We start from the raw sequence: 25,550 nt of genomic DNA on the forward strand, positions 1-25,550 counted from the left end.
TTCTCCTCTGTCGCAGTGCACCTGACCGGAGGGCTTTTTATTTCATAGAAGATTTCATTAAAATTTCCTATGAAATAAAAAAACCAGGCACCAAAATGGTGACCTGGTTGATCTTTTCTTATTATCTTTATCTTATTCAGCTGTATATGGCATTAAAGATAAATGTCTAGCTCTCTTGATTGCTCCTGTGATCGCTCTCTGATGTTTTGCACATGTTCCTGTGATACGTCTTGGAAGGATTTTTCCTCTTTCAGAAACGTATTTCTTTAATGTTGCAACATCTTTATAATCGATAACAGCATCAGCTTCTGTACAGAAAGTACATACTTTTCTTCTTCTACGTCCGCCTCTTCTTCTTGCTGGAGCATCGCCTTTTGTATAAGCCATGATTTCTACCTCCTATTTAACTAAACGGCAGTTCTTCTTCTAAACCGTCTGGAATGTTCATAAATCCATCACTTGCGGCACTTGGCTGTGGAGCAGGTGCACTCGGCTGAGCAACACTTGCTGCTGCAGAATTTTGTGCTGCAACTGCTTTGCTTTCTGCAAAATCTTGTTCTTCAATAACAACATCTGTTGTATAAACTTTCATTCCATCCTTGTTTGTATAGCTGCCTGTCTGGATTCTTCCAGAAACAACGATTTTCGTACCCTGTTTCAGATACTTTTCTGCAAATTCACCTGCACGTCCGAATGCCACACAGCTAATAAAATCTGCATCTGGTTCATTATCTCTTTTGAATCTACGATTTACTGCTAATGTATATCTGGCAACTGCCAGCGGTCTATCTCCCTGCGTATAACGCACATCAGGGTCTCTGGTCAGTCTTCCCATTAATACTACTTTATTCATATCGGACCCTCCTATCGATTAGGCTTCCTGTTTTACGCATAAATAACGTAATACGGATTCTTCGATACGAAGTTTTTCTTCCAGTTCAGCTGGAACTGTAGCTTCAGCATCAAACTGAATGAAATAGTAGTATGCTTCTTTCATTTTCTGAATTTCGTAAGCTAACTGCTTTTTACCCCATTCATCGACGTTTGTGATTGCAGCACCTGCTGTAGTAATCATTGCCTGAACTTTTTCCAGTAAAGCTGCACGCTGTTCGTCTTCGAGTTTTGCACTTAAAACTAATGCTAATTCGTATTTTTTCATTACTTGCACCTCCTTTTGGTCTAGTGGCTCTTTCCTGTACTGAAAAGAGCAAGGATATTTTCATATACCACGAGTTCACATTCTATCATACTTTTTTACTCTTCGCAAGCTTTTTTTATAAAACCACGAAAATTTTTTTCTACTGATTTTCTTGGAACCATAACCTGTCTTCCACATCCCTGACATTTCAAACGAAAATCCATTCCAACACGTAAAATCTCCCATTGATTTTCTCCACATGGATGTTGTTTTTTCATTTTAATAATATCGCCAATTTGAAATTCCATTCTTGATCCGTTACTGAAACATTATAAAAAGCCATTTTTCTGTTTTTATAATATTGCTTGTTTTACAGTAACTTCCTCCTTCCTTGTTTTTTTCTATTTTCCCAAAATCAAACATTACAATCTATGTTTTTCTTTCCTATATAATTTCCTTATTGTTCCATCTTAACAAACTCCCCTCTTTTCGTCTATAAACACTTCCAAAAGATTTTTTATTTTAATTAACAAGTGATCTAATGGCACAAAAAAAGAACCAGGTTTTATCCTGATTCTTATTTTGTAAAAGAAGAAGCCCTTTTTTCCGTACTTATACTTCTGGTGCTGTAGCGTCAATATCTCCTAACTTCATTGCCTCATACTGTTCCAGGATCAGTCTCTGGATCATATTTCTTGTATCGGAATTAATTGGATGCGCAATATCCCGATATTCTCCGTCCGCTGCCTTACGACTTGGCATTGCGATGAATAGTCCTTTTTCCCCTTCAATTACCTTGATATCATGAACAACGAATTCATTATCAATTGTAATAGACACTACGGCCTTCATTTTACCTTCTTTTGCTACCTTTCGAATACGTACATCTGTAATTTGCATGTTGTCTTCCTCCTAGTTTTATAAAATATAGCTGAAATCACGATCATAGCCATTTATATGACTTCTTCTATGGCACTTGATTGTACAAAATATTATACCATTTTTATCGTAAAATGTGAACAAATATTTTACTTTTTTCAAAGTTTTCATTATTAATTTTTAACATATAGTCTCTATTTCTCCTTTTTTTCTCCGATTTTCCCTATTTTCCTTCTGGACTTCATCTTGCAAGATAAATTTTTGTGCCTTATAATTAAGGAAAAACATTATTCATTATTTAAAGAAAGGACATATTTCGTATGTATCAGATAGATTTTAACAAACCTATTCACGTTCACTTCATGGGAATTGGAGGTATCAGCATGAGCGGACTTGCTGAAATCCTTCTAAAAGAAGGATTTACTGTTTCCGGCTCTGATATTCATCAATCTCCAATAACGGATCGTTTGGAACAAAAAGGAGCTCATATCTTTTTCCAACAGACAGCCGAAAATATTTCATCCGATATTGATCTTGTCGTTTACACCGCCGCAATTAATTTCGACACAAATGAAGAATATAAAGAAGCTGTTCATCAAGGAATCCCTGTGATGAAACGTGCAACTCTTCTTGGTCAGCTTATGCACAATTATAAAAATGCTATTGCTGTTTCCGGAACTCATGGAAAAACAACAACAACTTCTATGCTTTCTGAAATTTTACTTGCTGCAGATACAGATCCTACGATCAGTGTCGGTGGAATTTTAGATGCAATTGGTGGAAATATTCGTGTTGGACATTCTGATACATTTATTACAGAAGCCTGTGAATATACAAATAGTTTCCTTGAATTTTTCCCAAAAATCAGTATTATTCTGAATATTGAAGAGGATCATATGGATTTCTTCAAGGATATCGATGATATTCGTAAATCATTCCGTGCATTTGCACATAAACTTCCAGATTATGGATATCTTGTCTTAAATGGACAAATCGATAATATTCCTTATATTGTAGACGGATTAAAAGCTGATTATGTAACATTTGGACTTAATAATCATGATTTTGATTTTAATGCTCAGAATATCAGCTATGACGAACTTGGACATGCTTCTTTTGATTATTATAAAAAGGATGTTCTCATCGATCACATTCATTTAAATGTACCTGGAGAACATAATATCAAAAATGCACTGGCTGCAATTGCTGTTGCTGACAAACTAAATCTTTCTATGGATTCTGTAAAGAAAGGACTTCTTGTATTCACTGGAGCAAAACGTCGTTTTGAGAAAAAAGGAACCTGTCATGGATTTACAATTATTGATGACTATGCACATCATCCAACAGAAATCAAAGCAACTTTAAAAGCATGTAAAAACTATCCACATCATGAAGTATGGTGTATTTTCCAGCCACATACTTACACAAGAACCTATGCTTTCCTTGATGATTTTGCAGAGGCCTTAAGTCACTGTGATCATGTTATTGTGACTGATATTTATGCAGCTCGTGAAAAAGACACTGGACTTGTCAGTGCAAAGGATATCGTAGATAAAATGGCTGCATATGATGTAGATGCCCGTTTTATCAAAGATTTCGATGACATCGAAAAATTTATTTTGGAAAATTGTAAAGAAAATGATTTGTTGATAACTATGGGTGCCGGAAACGTCGATTCTATCGGTGATTCCCTACTGAAAAAATAGTTATCCACATTATCCACAGGCTTATACACATGCTTTGTATCCGCGGTCTGTGGATTTTTTTTTGTTTTTTCCACAATTGTAAAATCTTTGTAAACCGCATAAATTCGTCATTTTACAATAGTTATCCACATTATCCACATTATCCACATATTGTATGGTTTTTATGGTGTGGATTTCCCTGGTATTTACATTTTTTCTTATGTGGAGTATAGTCAGAATTAGTTTAGAAAAAGAGGAACATTATATGAATTGTATAAAAGTCACAACTACATATCCAACTGGCGGCACCTTGCTTCCAAATGCCTTTGTTGATAATTATATGATCCGTGCCAACGGAGAATACATTAAAGTTTACATTTTTCTTCTCCGTATGGTATCTGAAGGCGCAGATTTCAGTATTCCATGCCTGGCAGATGTACTGGAACTGACCGAAGGTGATGTTACCCGTGCATTAAAATACTGGGAAAAGGAGTCTCTGATCCGCATGGAACTTGTTCACGGGAATATTGAATCCATTGAACTTCTTCCAGTTCCCGGAAAAGTAAAAAAAGTACAGAAAATACAATCTGAACATGAGATTGAGATACATGCTTCTAGAGAAGAAATAGCTGTCTCAAAGACAGCCCATGAACCAATTACACTACCAAAAGGAACTGCCGCTGTTCCGGCAATGAAAACTCTCTCCCCTGACGATCTTCAAAAAAAGGGCGAAGATGAACGATTTTCTTACCTTCTTTATGTTTGTGAGATGTTTATTGGCAAACCTCTAACATGCAATGATATGAATACCTTATTATATATGTATGAAGATCTATCCATGTCATGTGACCTGATTGAATACCTTGTGGAATACTGTGTGTCTAACGATAAGAAAAGCTTTCGCTATATGCAGCAAGTTGCCATTAACTGGTATGAAGACCATATCACTACCGTAGACGAAGCAAAAGCATATAATAAAAATTATAAAAAAGAATACTACTCCATTATGCATGCTTTTGGTTTAAACCAAAATCCTGCACCTGCTCAGGAAAAATATATAAAACAATGGCTAGAAATCGACGGTATGGATCTTTCACTAGTAATTGAAGCCTGTAACCGTACAATCAATGCCATCAGCAAACCAAGTTTTCCTTACGCTGATTCTATTTTAAAACAATGGAAAAAACATAATATTACAACGGTTGAACAGACCAAATCCTTCTATCAGAACCAAAAAGCACCAAAAACATTTACGAATACAAATACGAATCATAATCATCCAACACATAATTTTACGCAGCGTGATTATGATTTTGATGCGCTTGAAGAACAACTTCTTCAAAAACAGTTTGCAGAATAAATCAGGAGAGTTCATTATGCCATTATCGAACCGTGATTATCAAAAAATTATGCGTCTATATGAAAACCGCAGACTTTCAAATTATCATACTCATGAGGAGCGAAAAAAAGAAATTTACGAAAAACTTCCAGAGATTCAAAAAATCGATCAGGAAATTGCCAAAAACTCCATTTCATTTGGACGTAAGCTAATTTTTCAGGATGACCAGAAGATCCGTGATCAATATAAACAAAAAAATCATCGGCTTCTTCTAGAAAAAAAAAGACTTCTGCATAAGGCTGGTTATGCAGATGATTATCTAGAACCAATCTATCATTGTAAAAAATGCAAAGATACCGGTTATATTGGCCAAGAAAAATGTACCTGTTTTCAACAGACAATCATTAATCTTCTTTATACAAGCTCCAATATGGATCGGATTCTTGCGCGTGAAAACTTCCAAACATTTCGCGAAGAATATTACTCGGATCAAATCACACCGAATGGACATCCAAGTCCCCGAACAAATATCAAAAAGATCCGAAAGCATTGTATCGATTTTATTTCTCATTTTCCAGCTGGAGAAAATATTTTATTTCAAGGTTCTACCGGAGTTGGAAAAACTTTTTTAAGTCATTGTATTGCAAAAGAAATTATGGACAAAGGATATACTTGCGTCTATGTTACTGCCTTTCAGTTGTTCGATCATCTTGCAAAACATACTTTTCAAAGAAACAAGACACCGGATGACGACAATATCTATTCTTTAGATATGATTTTAAAAGCAGATTTGCTAATTATTGATGATCTTGGAACTGAAATGACGAACAAGTTTGTTATTTCGCAATTATTTCAATGTCTGAATGAACGATTGATCCAAGAAAAATCTACCATCATCTCAACCAATTTATCTGTAAAAGACTTTCGAGATGCTTACTCAGAACGGATTTTTTCACGGATCATTGAATGTTATTCGTGGCAAAAACTATACGGAGACGACATACGTTTTAAAAAATCGAACTTGACGTAACGTCTTTGTAATGTTATAAACAACTATAGAATGAATAATATACGAAGGAGATAGTATCATGAGACGATCTGACCGCAACTTTACTAAGATTCCTGGCGGAAAATTAGGAATCATCGCTCTTAAAAGCTGTGAAGCTCTTGGAGAAGAAATTGACAACTATATTGTAAAATGGAGAAAAGAAACAAATAGACAGTTTCAGGATTCCATTGCCTGTGACGGATATTTAAGAGATACTTACCTTATGGATGCCGTATGCCCTCGTTTTGGTTCCGGTGAAGCCAAAGGTCTTATCCGTGAATCTGTCCGCGATATGGACCTTTACATTTTAGTTGACGTATTAAACTACAGTCTGACTTACTCACTCTGCGGTTATACAAACCACATGTCACCAGATGATCATTATTCTGACCTGAAACGTATCATCAGTGCCGCTGCTGGTAAAGCAAAAAGTATCAATGTAATTATGCCTTTCCTTTACGAAAGCCGTCAGCATAAGAGAAGTACAAGAGAATCTCTGGATTGTGCTGTTATGCTTCAGGAACTGCAGAGCCTTGGCGTTGATAATATCATCACTTTTGATGCACATGATCCAAGAGTACAGAATGCAATTCCGATCAGCGGATTTGATAATGTTCAGCCAACTTACCAATTTGTAAAAGCTTTGGTAGAAGAATGTGATGATGTTGAATTTGATAAGGATAAATTAATGGTAATCAGTCCAGATGAAGGTGCTATGCAGCGTGCTGTTTATATGGCAAACGTTGTTGGTGTTGATGTTGGTATGTTTTACAAACGTCGTGATTATTCCACAGTTATCGATGGACGTAACCCGATCGTCGCACATGAATTTCTTGGTGATTCCCTGGATGGAAAAGACGTCCTGATCATCGATGATATGATTTCCTCTGGAGAAAGTATGATCGATGTTGCAAAACAGTTAAAGAACCGTCATGCAAAACGTGTCTTCTGTCTTTCAACTTTTGGTCTTTTCACTAATGGACTAGACGTCTTTGATAAAGCCATTGAAGATGGTGTTATTGAAAAAGTTATTACAACCAATCTTACTTACCAAACACCTGAATTATTAAGCCGTGATTGGTATATTTCTGCTGACGTAGGAAAATATGTTGCTCTCTTGATCGATACATTAAATCATGATGCATCTATTAGTGAATTACTTGATCCTACAGAGAGAATCAGTGAATACCTAGAAAAACATACAAAATAAGAATAACAAGTAACAGGAGCGTTACAAAATGTAACGCTCCTGTTTTTTTGTTTCTATTTATTGAATCATTCAGATTCTCTGCTGCTACTCTGTGCATTTTGCTGTGTATGCTCCTGCTGCGGTGCTGCTGTTGTCGGTGCTGCTGTCGTTGCATGTGTAGACTCTGTTGTTGCAGGTCTTTCTGTCGTCGCACTTGTAGATCTTGTAGAAGAAGTTGATGTTCCTGTTGAATGCGTTGATCTTCTTGTTGAGTAGTATGTTGATCTTCCCTGAGAAGCCGTTGTAGAATAATAACGTCTTCCACTGCTTGTAGTACCAACGCTTCCTGTTCCATCACTCTCCGTTGTCATCTTATCAGATCCAGGTGCTGCTGTTGCGGAATACTCTGAATGAACCGCATTCATATATGCACTCCAAATACTCTTTGGATATGAGCTTCCTGTCAGATTATCTACAATCTTATTATCGTCCCTTCCGACCCATATTGCAGTTGTATAATATGGTGTATATCCACAAAACCATCCATCACGGTTATCATTTGTTGTACCAGTCTTACCAGCAGTATCAATATTTGGTACCTTAGCTCCACGACCAGTTCCAGAAATCATATTACTCTTTAAAATATCTGTCATGGCTGCCGCTCCGGCTTTTGTATAAACCGTTCTCTTTGTCGGACTTGTTGAAATAATCTCTTCTCCATCAGAAGTTGTCATTTTCTTAATACAAGTTGGCTCACGGTATACTCCCTTATTTTGTAATGCTGCATATCCAGCTGCCATTTCTTCAGTTGTAGCACCATACCGGAAACCACCGATACATGTTGTATAATACTTATAATCCCATGATGTTAAATATTTAAAGTTCATCTTTTCGAGATATCTCAAAGCAGTCTTTGGACCTAGCTGTTCATAAAGTCTCATTGTAACAACATTACTTGACTTCTCAACAGCTCTTCTCAGACTAATCTGTCCAGAATAAGATCCAGCATAATTTCCTACCCTGTGCGGATCTTTTGCATTCATTGGCGTATCACTTACGATCGAACCTGCAGACCACCCATGTTCCAATGCAGGGGCAAATACAAGCAGCGGTTTAATACTACTACCTGGCTGTCTTGGACTCTGATAGGCACGATTTAACGAATATCCTATATTTTTCTGTTTTCTTCCGCCAACAATAGCAACAACTCTTCCTGTTTCATTATCGATACTTGTTGCAGCTGCCTGTGTTTTGTAGATTCCATTCTTATCTTTCTGAGTAAAATTCTTAAGTTGATTATCTACTTTCTGCTGCAGCTGTTTTTGTGCTTTTGGATCAATGGATGTATAAATACGATATCCTGCACTGTAAAGTGTTCTCTTACACTCTGCATACATCTTTTCATAATCATCATTATATTCCTGTTTTTCTTTGTTGGATTTAAATTTATATTTAAATTCAAATCCTTTCTGTTTCATAATTTCTTTTGTTGCACAATGAATGATATATGTTTCTACATAATCACGTTTTTCTCTCTTCTTTGTTTTTTTAACTTTGATGTCCTCTTTCAAAGCACTCTCATACTGTTCCTTCTGAATCAAATCTTCTTTATACATATCTCTCAGAATCTTATTTCTTCTCTTGATTGTATTCTTCTTATTTGTAAGCGGATCGTATGTCGTTGGATTATTTGGAATTGCAGATAAGAACGCTGCCTCTGACATTGTCAAATTTTTGGCATCCTTATGAAAATATCCTCTGCTAGCTGCCTCAATTCCATAATATCCATTTGCGTAATAAACATTATTCAGATAAAATTCAAGGATTTGATTTTTTGAATACTTTTTCTCAAGCTCTGTAGCAATAAAAATTTCCTTTACTTTTCTCTGCCATGTTTTTTTTCGGTTCAAAAATACCGTCTTTGCAAGCTGCTGCGTAATAGTACTTCCACCCTGGGTAATCTCACCTTTTTTCAATACATAGGTTACTGCTGCACGGGAAATTCCTTTATAATCTACACCGGAATGTTTATAAAAGTTTCTGTCTTCTACCGAAATAACAGATGCAACAACATATACTGGAATATCTTTATATTTCAGATAATATGCATCCTTCTCTCCCCGCAATTTCATATACTGCTTCCCTTTTGTATCATATACGATACTGGTCTGAGATGCTTTAAATGTATTTTCTGTCGATTCAGAAACAATCTTCTTAGCCTCGCTGCGAAGTTTCATTACCTTGCTTCCGAACGCAAACCAGCAGATTAGAACAAGAAATAGAAAAACAACAGAAATTTTCAAAAGAATCTTTCTCTTTTTCTTCTTTTTCTTGCTTCCGGGAATAACCTCTTTTGTTTCCTTTGTTTCTTCAGTCATATTCCTTTCACCTTTCATTTGTTATTGATTCTGGAGTGATTTCCAGAATATATATTTTTATTGTAACATAAAAAACAAGTTTACCGCAATTTTTGCTTCGACATAGTTCGTACTCTGATGTTCCTCTTATTTTGCATAACTATAAAAAACATTTCCTGCTTTTTTAAATTCTGATTCTAGACTCTTCCTGTCTGCCTGAATTGATTTTCCTTTGATCGGATCAAAATATCGAAGTTTTTTCTGATTATAACTTATGATCAATATATAGGTTCCATTGCCGCGTTTCGCCATAATAGCTCTTCCTTTTCCAATAGAATACAATACATCATCAAAACTACATTCACAATAATTAACCGCCTGACGATCAAAGGTTTCAAAAAGTTTGTCAAAAGTATTTCCTTTCATCTTCTTAATGTCATCATAAGAATAATTTTTTCCTTCACTATCTGCCATCATCTTGATGCATGCAATATCTGACTCATCTTTTGTTTTTGCTTTTTCTATAGGAATATTGGCAACTTTGCCATAAGTCTTCATAACTCCTTTTTCCCACAAATACATCTGGTTACAATTTACAACGATACCTCCGCCCTGTTTAGCTTCTTTTATCGCTTCCTTCATACTTGTATAAATACCAGATAATTGTCCTCCTGTATATACATACGCTTTACGATATTTATAAATATTATCTGCGAAATGTACGTTAATTTGTTTTCCTTCTTCTTTCAAACCGATCATCTGATATCCAGGCCTTGTCTGAATATAGACATTACTTGGAAATGCCATATACAGCTGATTCAGTCTTGTTGATGAATACCCATATTCAAAAACAACCTTGTTCTCTGTTTTATCTTTATATCGAATATAGGTAGTGTCTTTCGTCTTATAACTCTTTCCTTTCTTCACAGCTCTTGTCATTGCAACCGTTGTGCCATCCACTTTTGCATCGGTAATATAACTTCCCTTTTGTCCATATTCTTTAATCATATGATCTTTATCCCGAATATAAACATTGCTAAGCGGATACATAATCGTTCCATCTTCCTGATGAACAATCTCTGCTTTTTGTCCAATTCCATACACAAGATCTTGTTCAATAAATCCAATTGGCTTTATAATCTGTGCATCAGAACTAGAAATCGTCCAACTCTTTCCTGTAGACAAGTTCATAACTTTCAAACGATTTTGTGTTTCATTAATTGCTAACATTCCATTTTCTGTAATTACAGCCATATCATTTGTCGCATGTTTTGCAAGAATTTCACTCTTGTCATTGTCAATATCTACATGATAGATTGAGCCTGCCAGATAAAAGTAAAATTGATTATCAGAGCTTAAATAAGCCCCTTTTCCAATATCATCCTTCATATTGTCATACTGCACCGGCGTTTCAATAAAAGTTAGCTCATTGATTTCTTTATTCTTTGCTGAGAATCGATAAACACCGATACCATTTTTTCCTTCATCTTTTCCACGGTTCATATAGCCATACACAACAAATGTCATATCACCGCTCGGTTTCATACTCATAATCTGAATTCCATGTTTTGGATAGTTATTTCTGCTGTCACGATAATCCTCTCCCATAAATGAGAAAACTTTATACATTTCAGATTTCTGGTAATCATAATACCATAATTCACTTCCTGTAACAAATCCAACCTTTTTACCATTTTTAACGCTTAATAGTTGTTTATTATTTTTCCCAATTCCTACAAGAATTCGATTATTGTTACGGTCTATGGAATCATAGCGCATATAACTTTCCATGGAACGTTCATAATTTAATAGATACATACGACTTTCAGAAAATCTTACACGAAAATATTCATTCACCTGATAGTATTGCCGAATTCCTTCTGTGTCAACAGATGACACAATGTATCGAATTTCAAGCGAAGTTACATCTTGCGTGATTTCCTTCACAGTAGGCGGATATACTTTTTCCACCTGAGGTTTCATATCTGCGTAACAAATGGCCTCATTTGTAGACTTTAGATCAACATAAGATAAATCATTTGATGTTGCTCCTTCTTTTGTCTCCAAATATTTGCTAACAAATTCTGTATTTCCTTCTTTTAATGCTGAATTATGGAATTTCTGGGCAAACTTCAGACATTCCTTTAAATGGAAACCTGTTCCATAAATAATTCTAGTATAATATTTAATATTTTCCTTATCTTTTTCCAATGATAATTCAAGAAGATAAGTCTTGCCGGAAGATAATCTAGCATCTAACTGTACTTGAGCCATATTTTTCCCGCTTTTCTTCTGAAAAGAGACATCCCCTTTGTCTAAAACTGTTTTATTGTCTGAATCATAAAGTTTATAGGCAACTGCATCATTTGAGCTTCCTGTTGTAAATAGATTCAGAGAATTACTATCTATCGGTGTCACACTATCTCTGAGTTGAGAAGCATCGATGGTTCCTCTATATCCATGCAGCTGATTGATTTCCTGTCCATCAGAAATCAGAGTAATCATTGGCAAAGTTGCCTGTGATGTTTCCTGAACTCCGTGACTGCTTTTCCCAACCAGTACATAATTCCATAAAATTAATGAAATAATAAAAATGATTCCGAAAACCGAAATCTGAATTGCTTTTTTCTGATTCATTCTTTTCTCCTTCTTCACAGCCTTATATCGTTCATTTTATCCGTTTTTTTATCTTTGTACAACCACTTTAAGTTATTCTTTAGAATTTCTTTTGTGAACTAAAAAAAGAAAGCTGGATGATATTTACATTCCATCCAGCTTTCTCATAATTATTTACGAAAACATTTTTCGTTTTCTCCGGTACCTGCATCTGCGATGACAGATCTCACCTCCAAGCAGAGCTAAGATCATCTGATATAACATCCGATCTTTCTTATCGCCATCCTCTTTTTCATGATATTTTACTTTTTCATAAATTTGGTCTGCTAAAGAAAACATATTGGTCCGATCTATATACTGATCAAACATCATACTCCCTTCATACTCTAGACGATCACAAAAATCCTCGATAAATTCAAGAATTTCTCTTGCCAGTGCAGAATACATTTTAATGATATACTGATAATCATCTTCTTCTCGCTCTTCCTGCCGGATTTCCTCTTGCCCCGGCAGACGTCGCTCCATATTAAAAATCGGTAGATTGCCGAGTCCTTCTCTATCTGCCATTCATATTCTCCTCTTTTTCTGTTGCTATATAGTATGAATGAAATAGAAAAATGTTTCTTATCAATTTTATTCTTCCTGCTGAATACTTTTGACTTCTTCATTGATGGCCAACATCTTACTATCCAGAAAGGCTGCAAGATCCGCACACTCTTTTAATTCTTTCTTTATGTAATCCGGTGCATTTCCTTCATATTTATAATAAATCTTATGCTCTAAAGACGCCCAGAAATCCATAGCTACTGTTCGTATTTGGATTTCAACCTTCGTCGGTACCACACGGTCTGAAAGAAAAATTGGTACCTTTACAATCATATGATAACTTCGATATCCATTTGGTTTTGGATTTATCATATAATCTTTTGTTTTTAAAACTTCAATATCATCCTGTGCAGAAATCATATCTACAATCCGGTAAATATCCGGTGTAAAAGAACAGATCACACGGACACCCGCAATATCATCGATATACTTTTGGATATTTTCCATTGTAACCCCAATGCCTTTTCGAAAAAGCTTTCTCGTAATACTTTCTTCTGTTTTCAGGCGAGATTCAATATGTTCAATCGGATTATATTTATGTACAAATTTAAACTCATCATTCAAAATTTCAAGCTTTGTACGAATTTCTTTTAATGCCGATTTATAAAGAAGTTTCATTTGCTTATACTCAACTAATACATCTTTTACATCAGGTAATTCTAATTCTTTCATTACATGTCTCACTCCTTACCATTTTTCGTATAATCCTATTTTATCACGATTAAGGTTTGTATTCAATCAGATACAATTCAAGAAAAAAAGAGTTTTTTTGCAAATAAGAAAGAATCCTGATTTACCGAGTTCTCCGCCTGCGGTGAGCCACTCCCGAGACAAATTTCCTATAAAATAAAAAAATCCGTGCGGTTTGCGTTGTGCAATGATCCACAGACGTTACCTCTACAGTTAACTCAACCCAGGCACCCTTACGGCACATAGGAGATTCCACTTAGTGCTGCTTCGTTCCCGACCTGACACGGTTCATGGAGTCCTATTGCGTAAGACCCAAATATCAACGCCACTTATAGAGGGCAGCTCTACAGAGCAAAGCCCGAAACAAACCATGACCTCTGCTATAGCGGATTGCAGAAAAAGGGTGCCGCTACCTCCCCGGTTGCACGGAAGCTTTATGACTTGATTAAGTGCATCTTTTTTGATGCAAATCTTATTATACTAAATAGTTTTCTTCTGGTCAATAACCTTTTTCATTTTACTTTAATACTCTTCTCAGCACTGTATGCCCCATAATAATCTTTCCCATTGACGGTTTTCGCTGCACGTACCTTAAAGTAGTATTTTTTCTTACTAGAAAGTTTTTTTATCGTTTTCGAAGTTGATGTAACAGAAGCACTCTTATAAGTCTTTGATCCATCTTTTCGATAATAGATTACATATTTTCCTGCCCCACTTACTTTTTTAACTTTGACTGCAACAGCTCCTTTATCGGAACTCTTTAAAGAAGAAATGGAACTCTTACCTGGAATAATATTGTAATATACAGTTTTACTTCCTCTGTAATCGCCCTGTCCTGTGAAAGTTACAGAATATTTGCCAATATCTTTCCCAGATTTCACGCTCACTTTGTAATCTTTATCTTTTTCTAAAGTCTTTCCATTATAAGACAAACTTGTATTTGGTGTGATTGTCTTTCCATTATAAGTATACTCTTTCGAAATAGAATTTTTACAATATCCAATATGAATACTTGTCACATCTTCATTATTTGTGCAAGCTTTGATACGAATGCTGCCTTCTTTATACAAATCCACCCATTTTTTCGCTGCACTGTTATAAAAATAGCTTTGTCCTTTTGCTGTGTTATTTTTATAAGTGATTGTAACATGACCCAAATTTTCTTTGCTTAATTTAGTATCCGCTGCTATCATATTGGATGCCGTATTGCATGTAGCTACGATAGCAAATTTATCTCCTTTAAGCACCTCTATTTTCTTTGGTAATTTTACAGTATAAGCACCTGCATACTTCTTGCTGACTTTTAACGGAGTACTCAACATCTTCTGTCCGCTTTCTGGATTACCTGACGTTGGATTTTTATAAACCTGAATACTATAGTTGGAATCTGGATCCCATGTTATAAAGTTTACTGCTTCTAAATATTCTGCCTTCGTATCACTTCCTGTTTTCGCAGTGAATACGTTCGCTACTTTTTCTCTCTTTCCAAGCAACATAGAACTAATATCATTTGCCCCATCATAAAAATAATTATTGGCATAAGAAGAAGTCTTATCTACCTCAAATGCTGTAGGATCTGATAAAGATTTTTCTTCATAAGAAATATAAAGATACCCATGATCTCCGATTGATTTTCCATTATACTCTGTTCCCCAGCTATTTTTTACAATCCAGGCACCATTATTTTTTGGCTTATTTGCTTTAAAATTCTTTTTAGAATAATTATCATCCCATCCAACAATTGTAACTGCATGATCGATTATATTATCATTATCTACTTTTGATAAATAAGCAGAATCTGTAAGATCTTTTTTATCTCCTGAATAATAAGTAACTGCTACAGCTCCATAATCTTTAATTGCCTGTTTGATCGCATCTCGATTACTAAATGTTCCAAGAAAATAACTATTTTTCAAACGAAGAACACTTTTATAAGCGTCTGCAGCCTTTACTGTCCATGGAGACTGAAAAGGTACTAAACTTTCATCTGCATATCCGCTCCATTGCGAAAGTGTCAATGCTGCCATATAAAAGTTTCCGCCAAAGTCCTGCCAGTTTTCTCCTGAAATTGATGTATTATCTCCATTTGTATTACCAAGTGGATCATTCACATGATGATAAGTAAAATATCCAAGATGCTTTTCAGAAAGATCCACATCTTGTGCTGTATATCCATTTTTAATTGCTGAAATTTCTCCAGCCGCAACTGCACTAAAGGCCCAGCAAAGTCCTGTATCTCCCTGATTTTTAATCGATGTCACATAATTTTTCTTTACAGAACTATAAGATGACTCGTATGTTTTTTGCACCTTTCGACTTTTTTGGTTCTGATTTTCTTCTGGTGCTTTTACTTTAATTTTGGGAGGAATATATCCCGTTCCTCGTTTTGCCGATGCCTTTACTATTACGTTATTACTTCCAGCAATGCACAGAAGACTTAAACACACCGCAGCCATTTTTTTAATTTTGATCATTTTTTTCCTCTTTCTTTTTTTTTCTAAGATTTTTAAAAAACTCCGACATCATCCTGCTGCATTCTTCCTTCAATACCCCCCGTTCTACTTCAACCTGATGATTAAATGAATCAACCTGCAAAATATTAAGGACGGATCCTGCACATCCTGCTTTCGGATTCATTGCACCTATGACTACTTTTGGAATTCTTGCCTGAACAATTGCTCCTGCACACATCTGACACGGCTCCAATGTAATATACATCGTACATTCTTCTAGACGCCAATCCCCAAGTTTTTTACTTGCTTTTTGAATTGCCAGTAGTTCTGCATGAGCCAATGTCGTTTTTCTTTTGTTTCTTTGATTATACCCTCTGGCAATAATTTTGTCACCAAAAACTATGACACATCCAATCGGAACATCACCTATCGCGGATGCCTTTTTCGCCTGTTTGATTGCTTCTTTCATATATTTTTCATCTTGTGTCATTTTCTATCTCCTCCTGGATTTTTACATATGTCATATTTTTACTTTCTCTTTCATACAATAAATCAAAAAGAGAGTACCTGATTTTGTCTGATTATCGAAGAATTGTATCTTATCTTTATGAATATAGCCATGGAATGAAAGGAGCCAATGTCGGATTTGCAAAAATAGAGCAACGGCAAAAGCAACTACGCCTTTATTTTCATGTGAAAACAAATGAGAACTCCTTACAATATAAACTTTATTTTTATCGCTTTCATCATGGTACAATGGAAGGAATTCTGATCGATACGATAAAAAAGTCAGATTCTGTTCTGGAGTTCCGTCATATTTATCCATTACCCGATGATCTTGATCGCATAGATGGATTTCTTATCTATCACTCAAAAGATCATTTCTTTGGCTCTCAGTGGAAAGACCACCCAATTACCATCCGCAGCTTTACACCTCTTGAAAAGCAAAAACCAAATGTTCCAGATCCAGTTCCTGAAATAAAAAAAGAAGAAACCATTCAAGAATCAGAATCCATACAACAATTGGAGAATAAAGAAGAATTGAAAACAGAGCCCCTTCCTGAAGTAACAAAGACAACGGAAGCAAAAAAAATAGAAGTTGAAGAACTTTCTCAAACAACTTCTCAAAAAAAGGATATTTCCAGCCTTGCAGAATACATCGAAGCCCTTCAATTAGAAAAAGATGCAAAAGAGCAGAGTTCTCCGAAACAAAAGGCATCCTTTGACTGGAAGGAGTACCCCTCCCTGCCCATGCCTTCCATTTATCATTTATCTCCTTGTATTAAAATTAGTCTGGAAGACCTTTCCTTAATTCCAGATCTTCCAGAAAATTTAAAAACAAATGGATTTCTTCTTTTAAACTACGGAAATTTCGGTCATCTTTTTCTTGCATGGAATTCTGAAAAGCAATGCCGATACCTCGGTGTTCCTGGAATTTTCGATAATGAAAAGCGCTTCATCTCCAGTTTGTTTGGTTTTCAAGAATTTCTTACTGTTCCTATGCAAGCTCATAAGACTGGAAACTTTGGCTATTTTATTTTACCGATCCAATAAATTACTTAATTGCGCAAACTGCTCTAGTGTTAATGCTTCTCCACGGATCGTTGGCGATACTCCCATTTCTTCCAGAGCCTTTGCCACTTCTTCCCTGGAGAAGTTAAATCCACTATAATTTTTAATTCCGTTCTGAAGTGTTTTTCTTCTCTGATTAAAAGAGGCACGAATCAACTGAAATAATAATTTTTCATTCGTTACCTTAATTGGACTTTCTTTATATTTTGTCAGCCTGATGACTGCAGATCCAACCCTTGGACGAGGCATAAAACAGTTTGGGGGAACATTCGCTACTACATAAGGTTGTGCATAATACTGCACAGCCAATGATAATGCCCCATAATCCTTTGTTCCAGGACCTGCCTGCATTCTATCTGCTACCTCTTTTTGCACCATAACTGTAATACTGTCAATCGGAACATGACTTTCAAACAATCCCATAATGATCGGTGTTGTAATATAATATGGAAGATTGGCCACAACCTTAATCGGTTTCCCATTATTTCTTTCCTTTGCAATTTTTCCAATATCCACTTTTAAAATATCTTCATTTAAAATACTTACATTATCATATGCAGACAATGTATCCGCAAGGATCGGCAATAAATTTTTATCAATTTCAACCGCCATAACTTCTCTTGCATTTTCTGCAAGATATTGCGTCATAGTACCAATTCCTGGACCGATTTCCAGAACAAAATCATCTTTTGTCACATTCGCTGCCTCTATGATTTTGTCAAGAACTCTTCCATCAATCAAAAAATTTTGACCAAACTTTTTCTGAAAATCAAACTGATATTTCTGAATTACTTCGATTGTTTTTTGTGGATTGCTTAATTTTTCCATTTAAACCTCTCTTATTCGATATAGTTTTCTTGCATTTTCTTCTGTAACCTTTATTACTTCTTCTGTAGAAATTCCCTTTAATTGTGCAATCATCTGTGCCACATAAATCAGATTAAGGGAAGAATTTCTTTTCCCACGATTTGGCTCCGGAGATAAATATGGACTATCTGTCTCTAAAACAATGCGGTCCATTGGTGCATATACCACTGTTTCTTTTAATGTTCTTCCATTTTTAAATGTAACAACACCTCCGACCCCAATATAAAATCCAATATTAAGGAAATCCCTAGCCATCTCTTTTGAATAAGAATAACAATGAACAACGCCTCCAATATCCTGTGCACCGGCTTCTTTCATCATATCCCATGTATCCTTTGCTGCATCCCTGCTGTGTATAATCATTGGAAGTTTTACTTCAGCTGCCAAATTCATCTGTGCTTCAAACCATTTTTTTTGAATATCACGCTCCGGCTCATCCCAGTAATAGTCAAGACCAATTTCTCCGATAGCCACAATTTTTTCCTGTTGGCTGTAAAATTTCAATGTCTCGATATCTTTATATGTCATATCCCCCGTATCACTTGGATGAACACCAACAGCTCCATATATCATTGGATATTTTTTTACCGCTTCTACTGTCCATGCAGATGTTTCCATATTCGATCCTACATTTACAATTGTTCCAATTCCATGATCTTTCATGGAAGCAAGCAGTTCTTCTCTATCTGCATCAAATTTCCTATCATCATAATGCGCATGTGTTTCAAATATCATAATATCTGATCCCTTCTTCTGCCTTTCTCTTTTCCTTTTAATTTTACTGTATTGCCATTCACACAAAGACAGCGAATACTTCTTAAAAATCCTGACATACGGCTATACCCGTAATCTTTTGGATGAAAAACGCCATGGCGACTTTGCAGTTCCAATGTAATCGCTGAAAGATTATCCAGAGATCCTCCATTTCGTTTTACAAAATCAATTACTTCTTTTTCAATAATATCTCTCCCTGGAAGTTCTTTAAACGCAACATAGTAATTGTTATCTTCCTGTTTCAAAACAAGGTTATCCATTTCTTCATCAATAAAAACGCTTAATTTTGTATAACCATAATTTCGTACATCAAAATCAGAAAACTTCTCATTTAGACGATTCCCAATCATTGCAAGATCTACCCGATCGTTTCCATTTTCATTAATTAAGGAAGATATTGTACTGCCAATTTCCTCTAACGATGTAACATTGTCAATCTCTGTATGTTCTATGACTTCTTTATCTTCCTCTTTTTCCTGCTCAAAAATCAAGTTCAAATGGATGAATCGATTACATGCCCTTGTCAAAGCTACCGGTGTCTTAGATTCCCCCATACCAATAATATACTTATGTTCTTCACGAAGACGCATCGCCAGTCTTGTAAAATCACTGTCACTTGTTACAAGACAAAAACCATCTACTTTGTTACCATACAGCAAGTCCATTGCATCAATGACCATTGCCATATCCGTTGCATTTTTTCCAGAAGTATAAGAAAACTGCTGTACTGGAATAATCGAATATTCAAGAAGAATATCCTGCGTCCACCCATTTGCCCGAGACCAGTTTCCATAAATTCTTCGACATGATGCAAAGCCATAAGCATCTAACTCGTTAAAAATAATCGAAGCATACTTAGGACTAATATTATCTGCATCAATCAAAACTGCAAATTGTTTTTTCTCCTCTTCCACTTTCTCACCTTCTTTCTTTTTTATATAAAGAAAAAAAGGATATATTCTTCATGAATATATCCTTTCGTAATCCAAGCGGGTGATGGGAATCGAACCCACGTGATCAGCTTGGAAGGCTGGAGTTCTACCATTGAACTACACCCGCATATCTTTGTGTCGTACCCGACAACAATATTGATTCTACTACAACATCTTTATAATGTCAACACTTTTTTAAAATTTTTTTATTTTTTTGTAATAACAAAAAATAAAACCGAATAAACTGTATCAAAAAGGATTTTCTCATGCTGAATTATCTATGGAGTTTTCTTATTTTAACTGGTTTAATCGTCGGCAGTTTGAATGGTCATATCGTTTCCATGTCTGATCAGATTCTGTCATCATCCAAAGAAGCAATTGAACTTTGTATTTTAATGTTCGGTATCGTTGGACTTTGGTCTGGCATTATGAATATTGCAGTCAGCCTTGGACTAACTGATAAATTGCAAAAATTTCTCTTTCCATTCCTTTCATTTTTATTTCCAAATCTAAAAAATCAAAAAGCAATGGAATATATCAGCACAAATGTCGTGGCAAATATCCTTGGACTTGGCTGGGCTTCTACTCCATCTGGTCTTAAAGCAATGGAAGAACTCCAAAAAGATAACCCACAAAAAGAAATCGCAACAAACGAAATGTGCTCTTTTCTAATTCTTAACATTTCATCACTTCAGCTAATTCCAATCAATATCATTGCTTATCGAAGCCAGTATGGAGCTATACAACCTTCTGCGATTATTATTCCAGGTATCATTGCAACCTGTTGTTCCACACTTGCCGGTATTATCTATATCAAATGGAAGGATCGTAAATTATGATTTCCATGATTGCCAGTTTTATTTTACCGTTTATCATCTTCTTTATTATTCTTTATGGTGCCATTACCCGTCAAGAAATGTATGAACCTTTTCTGTCTGGTGTGAAAGACGGGTTTCGCATCGTTTTAGATATTGCTCCAACTTTAATTGCTTTATTCTTTGCAATTCAAATTTTCCGCTCCTCTGGCGCCATGGATCTTTTTGTGCGTTTTCTTTCTCCTGCTGCCTCCATCCTCCATATTCCAAAAGAAGTTCTTCCCGTTATTTTTGCAAAATTATTTTCTTCTTCTGCTGCAACAGGTTTTTTACTTGATATCTTTAAAACCTCCGGCCCAGATTCTACTCCCGGCTTTCTTGCATCGGTTATTTTAAGCTCTACAGAAACATGCTTTTATATTCTTTCCGTTTATTATTCTTCCATTCATATCAAAAAGACCCGTTATACCCTCAAAGGGGCTTTATTTGCCACCTTTGTTGGTATCGGGGTCTCTGTTTTTATTTGCTGTTATTTTTAATTCTTCGATTTGTAATAGTCGTGGAAATATTGCATAACGCGAATCAACATTTTTTCTTCTTCATCATTCAATGGAAGAAGAAGGCCTTCTATCATCTTATGATGGAAGGCCCGGTGATGTTCGTACGCCTTCTTTCCCTTTTCTGAAAGGGAAATATAGACAACTCTCCGGTCTCTTTCTCCACGCTTTCTTTTTACATATCCTTTTTTTAAAAGATTGTTGATTGCAATGGTCAGTGTACCCACAGTAATATTCAGATCTTTTGCAATCGAAGACATATTTCTTGGTTCTTTCATTCCAATCGTGTCAATGATATGAAGATCTTTATTAGATATATCTTTAAATTCTTCCGTAATGACAGCTTTTTCTTCTTCATATGAGATCCCATGAAACAAATCTACGACTAAATCATTTAATTCATCTTTATCCATGTATACACCTCCATATCTTTCCTTTATTTTACCACAAGATTATGCGCTTCACTAATAACTTTTGCCAAAGCTTCTTTTGCCTGTGTTGGAAGTGCATTATATCCCCCGTTTTCTGTATCTTTATCAAATACAAAGTTCAAACGATCGGTCATTCTTGCTTTTAATTTATCTACATAGGTTTCATCATCAAAATCAGCAATATATCCTTCTACTTCCAAGGTTTCCATATTACTGAATGGTCCCCATGGTTTAAATTGAGCTGTTCCTTCTACTACCTGTTCAATACAAGATAATGTTACCGAAGGTTTGATGTCTTTCCCCATGAAATCTCCAGTATTTAAAATATAGCATTCCACATTACGCTCTTTTACAAGATCTCTGAATTTCTTATAATCATTCACAAGAGGGTATGTACGGAATGGATTTGCATAAGGTTCTACAACCAGACGATCCGGATCAACTCCAGGCGCAAGACGTTCGGCACTGCTTCGTTTCGTTGCAAGGGTAGCTCCCATAACAGAAGCAAGCGCTGCTCCATTTACTTTTACAATTGGTGGAATTGTAGGATCTTTCATAATCCAGAAAATTGCATTGACTGGATAATCAATTTTATCTACACGATTTGGAGACCATAATTTTGATTTAATCGCACGGCCATTTCCATTTCGAATATCTTCTGTTACAAGAACAACTTTTCCTTCATTATCCAGTGTTGCTGAGCAGTTCTGTGCTGTTAGAAGATATTTATTATCCTCACATCCTGTAGGATAATCCGCTGTTTTATCAAAATACGTAGGTTCCATTGCAATAGAGGCGCCAGTCTGTGTATTAATAATAAATGCATCATCATGAAGAACGGTAATATTATCATATTTATTATTGTGAGTTGCATGTGTCAGTGTGGATTTACCAGAACCTGATAAACCAAAGAATGATGCTACATAATGACGATCTTCCGATCCGGAAATCTTAAATTCTTTCTGTCCTCCATGGCAGGATGCATATCCGTTTCGATTTGCAATTGCCCATGCAATTGTCAGAGTTCCTTTTTTATGCTCTCCAAAATATCTCATTCCAAGCAATGCGGCACAGTTTGTTTCTGTGTTGAAATAAGTTAATCCAAGAGGATGATCTACATGTTCCCACTGTGGATCTGAGAAAATATAAATATCTGTTTCATCTGCGATTGGTTTTGATTTTTTGTACATTTCATTATATTCATCTGAACAATACTGGAAATTTAACATCCAAGAATAGAGGATATTTTCTTCTCCTTCTGGAATAAGAAGATGTGCTTTTACCATAAATTCTGGATCTAATCCGATATAAACCTGTGCATGATACATCGTAGACCATCTAGTATCATAAACAGCATCCATCACCTTCAAATCAAGATCATTTGTATCTACTCCTGGTTCACTGGCAATTCTTCTGGCTGCTGCGCATCGACCTGTAACAGAACCATCGTTGAATAAAAGAACTTTGCTTCCTTCTTCCAGACCGATTTCTTCCGGTTTATATACCGGCATATCTGTCACAATTGTTCCTGGTGAATTTTTTGCCAGTTCATATGCCTGTTTCAAATCTTTTACTTCCACAACATTGTTTCCGTAAAAAGCTGCTTCTATAATGGATCTGGTTTTTGAAAAACCTGGTTTTCCTTTTCCAATTTCATCATGTGTGTAATACGCTTTTGTTGACATAAGTTACTCCTCCATTCGTAAGGTTTCGTCGATGCGTCTCTTCAAGATGTCAAAGCTGCACGGTCCTGCATCTAAGATGATTTTGTGGTATGTTTTTAAGTTATATTGTTTACCAGCTTTCTCTTTATAATAATCTTTTAAGTTTTCAAACTCTCTATAACCGACATAATACGAAAGATAATTTGCTGGTTCACGAACGACCATATGAAACAGTTTTTCTGCTTTCATTTCGGAAACTCCAAATTGTCTTAGATATGTTTTTACCTTCTCTAAATTCCATCCTTCATAATGGACAGCGAGATCAATTCTTGAACAAAGAGCAAGATTAAATTTCATTCCAAGGATATTCAATTTTGAAAGCGTCTCCGTATATTTTCCCGCTTCTACTGTTTTATAACTCCATGCTTCTACATAAGTTGCCCACCCTTCCGAATATCCGGGATATTCAAGAATATAACGAATGGGTATTTCCCTTCGAGCCGCATAGTAAATATTTTGATACAGATGCCCCGGATACCCTTCATGTGCAAGTGTTGCATAAAGCTGATTAAAATTTTCCATCTGGCTTTTATTGATGTAAATGGTATTTTGTTCATATGAATCAATAGCCGGTATCATATAAAATGCCGGACTCGCATTCTTTTCCATGGAAGAATGCACATACTTTATGTCACACGCCGCCTGTGGCCCTTCCGGATAATCTTTTTTCATTTTTTTCTGTAATTTTAAAAGAATTTGTTGTGGATTATTCCCCGTATACGGTTTGATATTTAAATTTGCATATTCTTCATATGCTTCTGGGTCTTTTTTACTAAGTTTTGCCGTCTCATAAAGACAGCTCAAAAGATCCTTTTGTGCCATTGCAATAATTTCAGAAACAGACTTTGATGAACCTGTTTTTTGCTGTATCAATGCTTTATAGTATGACTTTCCTTTTGGAAATCCTGCAAGTCCTGCAGAATTTGTTCCATTCCCCTTTAGTACTTTCAAGTCATCTGCAAGTTTTGCATATGCTGGAAGTACCTTTTCCATAACAATCTTCTGGTTTTCTTTTAAAAAAACTTCCCGTCTTTCTTTTTTCAGATTTTTTATTCCAAGAAGTCTTTCCCCAAACGTCTCAATGAGAATATTATTTTCTTTTGCCCCTATATATTGATGAATTTGCGAAACTACTGCATCTACATCATCATCTGACATAAATAATCCTCTCTTAATCTGTTCTTTCTCATAAACCATAACCGATTGAAAATATTGTGCTGTCTGTTCAAGCAAATGAAGATATGTAATAACATCTTCTTCTGTATTCAGACGGTATTCACAAAAAATAACAGGAAGCTGGGCCTGTATGCCTGTAGTTGGACTTAAAACCGTTTTATAGTATGGATATTTTTCACATTGTTCTTTATATTTCAAATAATCATAAAGAGCATCATATGCAAATCTTTGTCTTCTGCAAAGTTTTTTATAAGAAAACTTCTGAAGTTCTTCCATTTCTTTGTGTGTTTCTTTTTTCATGTCCTGATCTTGAACCATTCCTGGAAGTTTTTCTTTACCTTTGATACCATACCGTTCTGGATTTTTGAGTGTATAATGAAGCTGAATGCTGTCATCTTCTATACTTTCTTTAAAAAGTTTTTCAAGATAACGATCAAACTTCTTTTGTAGCGATGTTTCTTTTGCCGTCGATACCGTTGATGAAGACGTCTTATCAGAAACATCCTGTTCCATCCGGCAGCCACAAACTGCCAAAGTCAAAGCCATACAAAGGGCAAATATCCTGATTGGTATTTGTCTTTTCATGAGGGCTCCCTTCTTTTTCATGAATACTACTATTATACTATTTTTTAAAGAAAAAAAATAGACTATCCTAAAAAGATGTACTATAATTAATAGGAATAGAAACCAAAAATCGGAGGA

24 protein-coding genes, 1 tRNA gene and 1 other RNA gene are annotated in these 25,550 nt (G+C 35.5%); 7 read left to right on the forward strand and 19 right to left on the reverse strand.

The window, feature by feature from the left end; genetic code table 11:
* Positions 1-132: 132 nt before the first annotated feature.
* The 5 genes from rpsR to spoVG all read right to left on the reverse strand — a co-directional run bounded on the left by rpsR (position 133) and on the right by spoVG (position 2,038).
* On the reverse strand, positions 133-387 hold the full coding sequence (rpsR, locus tag KQI71_RS06110; RefSeq protein WP_216435041.1) for a 30S ribosomal protein S18: 255 nt from the start codon (positions 385-387) through the stop codon (positions 133-135).
* Positions 388-403: 16 nt separating this feature from the next.
* Positions 404-853: a single-stranded DNA-binding protein gene (locus tag KQI71_RS06115; protein WP_216435042.1), complete on the reverse strand. Its 450-nt coding sequence runs from the start codon at positions 851-853 to the stop codon at positions 404-406.
* 18 nt (positions 854-871) lie between these two features.
* A complete protein-coding gene (rpsF, locus tag KQI71_RS06120) occupies positions 872-1,159 on the reverse strand; it encodes a 30S ribosomal protein S6 (protein ID WP_216435043.1) in 288 nt (95 codons plus the stop codon).
* A 95-nt stretch (positions 1,160-1,254) separates the two neighbouring features.
* Positions 1,255-1,446 (reverse strand): DUF951 domain-containing protein, encoded by a 192-nt coding sequence (locus tag KQI71_RS06125; protein WP_216435044.1) that lies wholly within the window; start codon positions 1,444-1,446, stop codon positions 1,255-1,257.
* 304 nt (positions 1,447-1,750) lie between these two features.
* On the reverse strand, positions 1,751-2,038 hold the full coding sequence (gene spoVG / locus KQI71_RS06130) for a septation regulator SpoVG (protein ID WP_216435045.1): 288 nt from the start codon (positions 2,036-2,038) through the stop codon (positions 1,751-1,753).
* Positions 2,039-2,337: 299 nt separating this feature from the next.
* Between spoVG and murC the strand changes: the two genes are divergently transcribed.
* The 4 genes from murC (at position 2,338) to KQI71_RS06150 (ending at position 7,299) form a co-directional block, all read left to right on the forward strand.
* Positions 2,338-3,723, forward strand: coding sequence for a UDP-N-acetylmuramate--L-alanine ligase (gene murC / locus KQI71_RS06135; protein WP_216435046.1), 1,386 nt, complete (start codon positions 2,338-2,340; stop codon positions 3,721-3,723).
* Between the two features lie 244 nt (positions 3,724-3,967).
* Positions 3,968-5,062: a DnaD domain protein gene (locus KQI71_RS06140; protein ID WP_216435047.1), complete on the forward strand. Its 1,095-nt coding sequence runs from the start codon at positions 3,968-3,970 to the stop codon at positions 5,060-5,062.
* Positions 5,063-5,078: 16 nt separating this feature from the next.
* Positions 5,079-6,071 carry an ATP-binding protein gene (locus KQI71_RS06145; RefSeq protein ID WP_216435048.1) on the forward strand — a complete coding sequence of 331 codons (993 nt, stop codon included), beginning with the start codon at positions 5,079-5,081 and terminating at the stop codon, positions 6,069-6,071.
* A gap of 58 nt (positions 6,072-6,129) precedes the next feature.
* A complete protein-coding gene (locus tag KQI71_RS06150; RefSeq protein WP_216435049.1) occupies positions 6,130-7,299 on the forward strand; it encodes a ribose-phosphate pyrophosphokinase in 1,170 nt (389 codons plus the stop codon).
* 65 nt (positions 7,300-7,364) lie between these two features.
* Here the strand turns inward: KQI71_RS06150 and KQI71_RS06155 are convergent, their stop codons facing one another.
* From KQI71_RS06155 to tadA, 7 genes are all read right to left on the reverse strand, one after another.
* Positions 7,365-9,656 carry a transglycosylase domain-containing protein gene (locus tag KQI71_RS06155; protein WP_216435050.1) on the reverse strand — a complete coding sequence of 764 codons (2,292 nt, stop codon included), beginning with the start codon at positions 9,654-9,656 and terminating at the stop codon, positions 7,365-7,367.
* 126 nt (positions 9,657-9,782) lie between these two features.
* Entirely contained in the window at positions 9,783-12,272 is a 2,490-nt protein-coding gene (locus KQI71_RS06160; RefSeq protein ID WP_216435051.1) for a hypothetical protein, read from the reverse strand.
* Between the two features lie 153 nt (positions 12,273-12,425).
* Positions 12,426-12,818 (reverse strand): hypothetical protein, encoded by a 393-nt coding sequence (locus tag KQI71_RS06165; RefSeq protein ID WP_216435052.1) that lies wholly within the window; start codon positions 12,816-12,818, stop codon positions 12,426-12,428.
* A 66-nt stretch (positions 12,819-12,884) separates the two neighbouring features.
* On the reverse strand, positions 12,885-13,529 hold the full coding sequence (locus KQI71_RS06170) for a GTP pyrophosphokinase (RefSeq protein WP_216435053.1): 645 nt from the start codon (positions 13,527-13,529) through the stop codon (positions 12,885-12,887).
* Positions 13,530-13,713: 184 nt separating this feature from the next.
* An RNA gene (ffs, locus tag KQI71_RS06175) (signal recognition particle sRNA large type) lies at positions 13,714-13,976 on the reverse strand.
* Between the two features lie 83 nt (positions 13,977-14,059).
* Positions 14,060-16,021, reverse strand: coding sequence for a lectin like domain-containing protein (locus KQI71_RS06180; protein ID WP_216435054.1), 1,962 nt, complete (start codon positions 16,019-16,021; stop codon positions 14,060-14,062).
* Entirely contained in the window at positions 16,008-16,490 is a 483-nt protein-coding gene (tadA, locus tag KQI71_RS06185; protein WP_216435055.1) for a tRNA adenosine(34) deaminase TadA, read from the reverse strand. Before tadA ends, KQI71_RS06180 begins: the two co-directional genes overlap by 14 nt.
* An 83-nt stretch (positions 16,491-16,573) precedes the next feature.
* Here tadA and KQI71_RS06190 point away from each other — a divergent pair, with 83 nt between their 5' ends.
* On the forward strand, positions 16,574-17,554 hold the full coding sequence (locus tag KQI71_RS06190; RefSeq protein ID WP_253287964.1) for a DUF6128 domain-containing protein: 981 nt from the start codon (positions 16,574-16,576) through the stop codon (positions 17,552-17,554).
* Here the strand turns inward: KQI71_RS06190 and rsmA are convergent.
* The 4 genes from rsmA to KQI71_RS06210 all read right to left on the reverse strand — a co-directional run bounded on the left by rsmA (position 17,540) and on the right by KQI71_RS06210 (position 20,272).
* Positions 17,540-18,400, reverse strand: a complete 861-nt coding sequence (rsmA, locus tag KQI71_RS06195) for a 16S rRNA (adenine(1518)-N(6)/adenine(1519)-N(6))-dimethyltransferase RsmA (protein ID WP_216435056.1) — start codon at positions 18,398-18,400, stop codon at positions 17,540-17,542. The two genes, KQI71_RS06190 and rsmA, sit on opposite strands and share 15 nt — an antisense overlap.
* On the reverse strand, positions 18,401-19,174 hold the full coding sequence (locus tag KQI71_RS06200; protein WP_216435057.1) for a TatD family hydrolase: 774 nt from the start codon (positions 19,172-19,174) through the stop codon (positions 18,401-18,403). It abuts the gene before it with no gap.
* Complete coding sequence (locus tag KQI71_RS06205; RefSeq protein ID WP_216435058.1) at positions 19,171-20,127, reverse strand: NYN domain-containing protein; 957 nt, start codon at positions 20,125-20,127, stop codon at positions 19,171-19,173. Before KQI71_RS06205 ends, KQI71_RS06200 begins: the two co-directional genes overlap by 4 nt.
* A 74-nt stretch (positions 20,128-20,201) precedes the next feature.
* Positions 20,202-20,272, reverse strand: a tRNA-Gly gene (locus KQI71_RS06210).
* 139 nt (positions 20,273-20,411) lie between these two features.
* On the opposite strand from KQI71_RS06210, the gene KQI71_RS06215 reads away from it, so the two are divergent.
* Entirely contained in the window at positions 20,412-20,984 is a 573-nt protein-coding gene (locus tag KQI71_RS06215; RefSeq protein WP_216435059.1) for a hypothetical protein, read from the forward strand.
* Positions 20,981-21,499, forward strand: coding sequence for a nucleoside recognition domain-containing protein (locus tag KQI71_RS06220; protein WP_216435060.1), 519 nt, complete (start codon positions 20,981-20,983; stop codon positions 21,497-21,499). Before KQI71_RS06215 ends, KQI71_RS06220 begins: the two co-directional genes overlap by 4 nt.
* Here the strand turns inward: KQI71_RS06220 and KQI71_RS06225 are convergent.
* From KQI71_RS06225 to KQI71_RS06235, 3 genes are read right to left on the reverse strand one after another with little or no spacing between them, the layout of a single operon-like run.
* The gene (locus KQI71_RS06225; RefSeq protein WP_216435061.1) at positions 21,496-21,930 is read right to left on the reverse strand and encodes a MarR family winged helix-turn-helix transcriptional regulator; all 435 of its coding nucleotides are present in this window, start codon (positions 21,928-21,930) and stop codon (positions 21,496-21,498) included. The two genes, KQI71_RS06220 and KQI71_RS06225, sit on opposite strands and share 4 nt — an antisense overlap.
* 23 nt (positions 21,931-21,953) lie before the next feature.
* Positions 21,954-23,633 (reverse strand): phosphoenolpyruvate carboxykinase (ATP), encoded by a 1,680-nt coding sequence (locus tag KQI71_RS06230; protein ID WP_216435062.1) that lies wholly within the window; start codon positions 23,631-23,633, stop codon positions 21,954-21,956.
* A 3-nt stretch (positions 23,634-23,636) separates the two neighbouring features.
* The gene (locus KQI71_RS06235; protein WP_216435063.1) at positions 23,637-25,433 is read right to left on the reverse strand and encodes a DUF885 domain-containing protein; all 1,797 of its coding nucleotides are present in this window, start codon (positions 25,431-25,433) and stop codon (positions 23,637-23,639) included.
* Positions 25,434-25,550: the final 117 nt, after the last annotated feature.

This window comes from Anaerostipes sp. MSJ-23 (assembly GCF_018918155.1).
Classification (GTDB): domain Bacteria; phylum Bacillota; class Clostridia; order Lachnospirales; family Lachnospiraceae; genus Anaerostipes.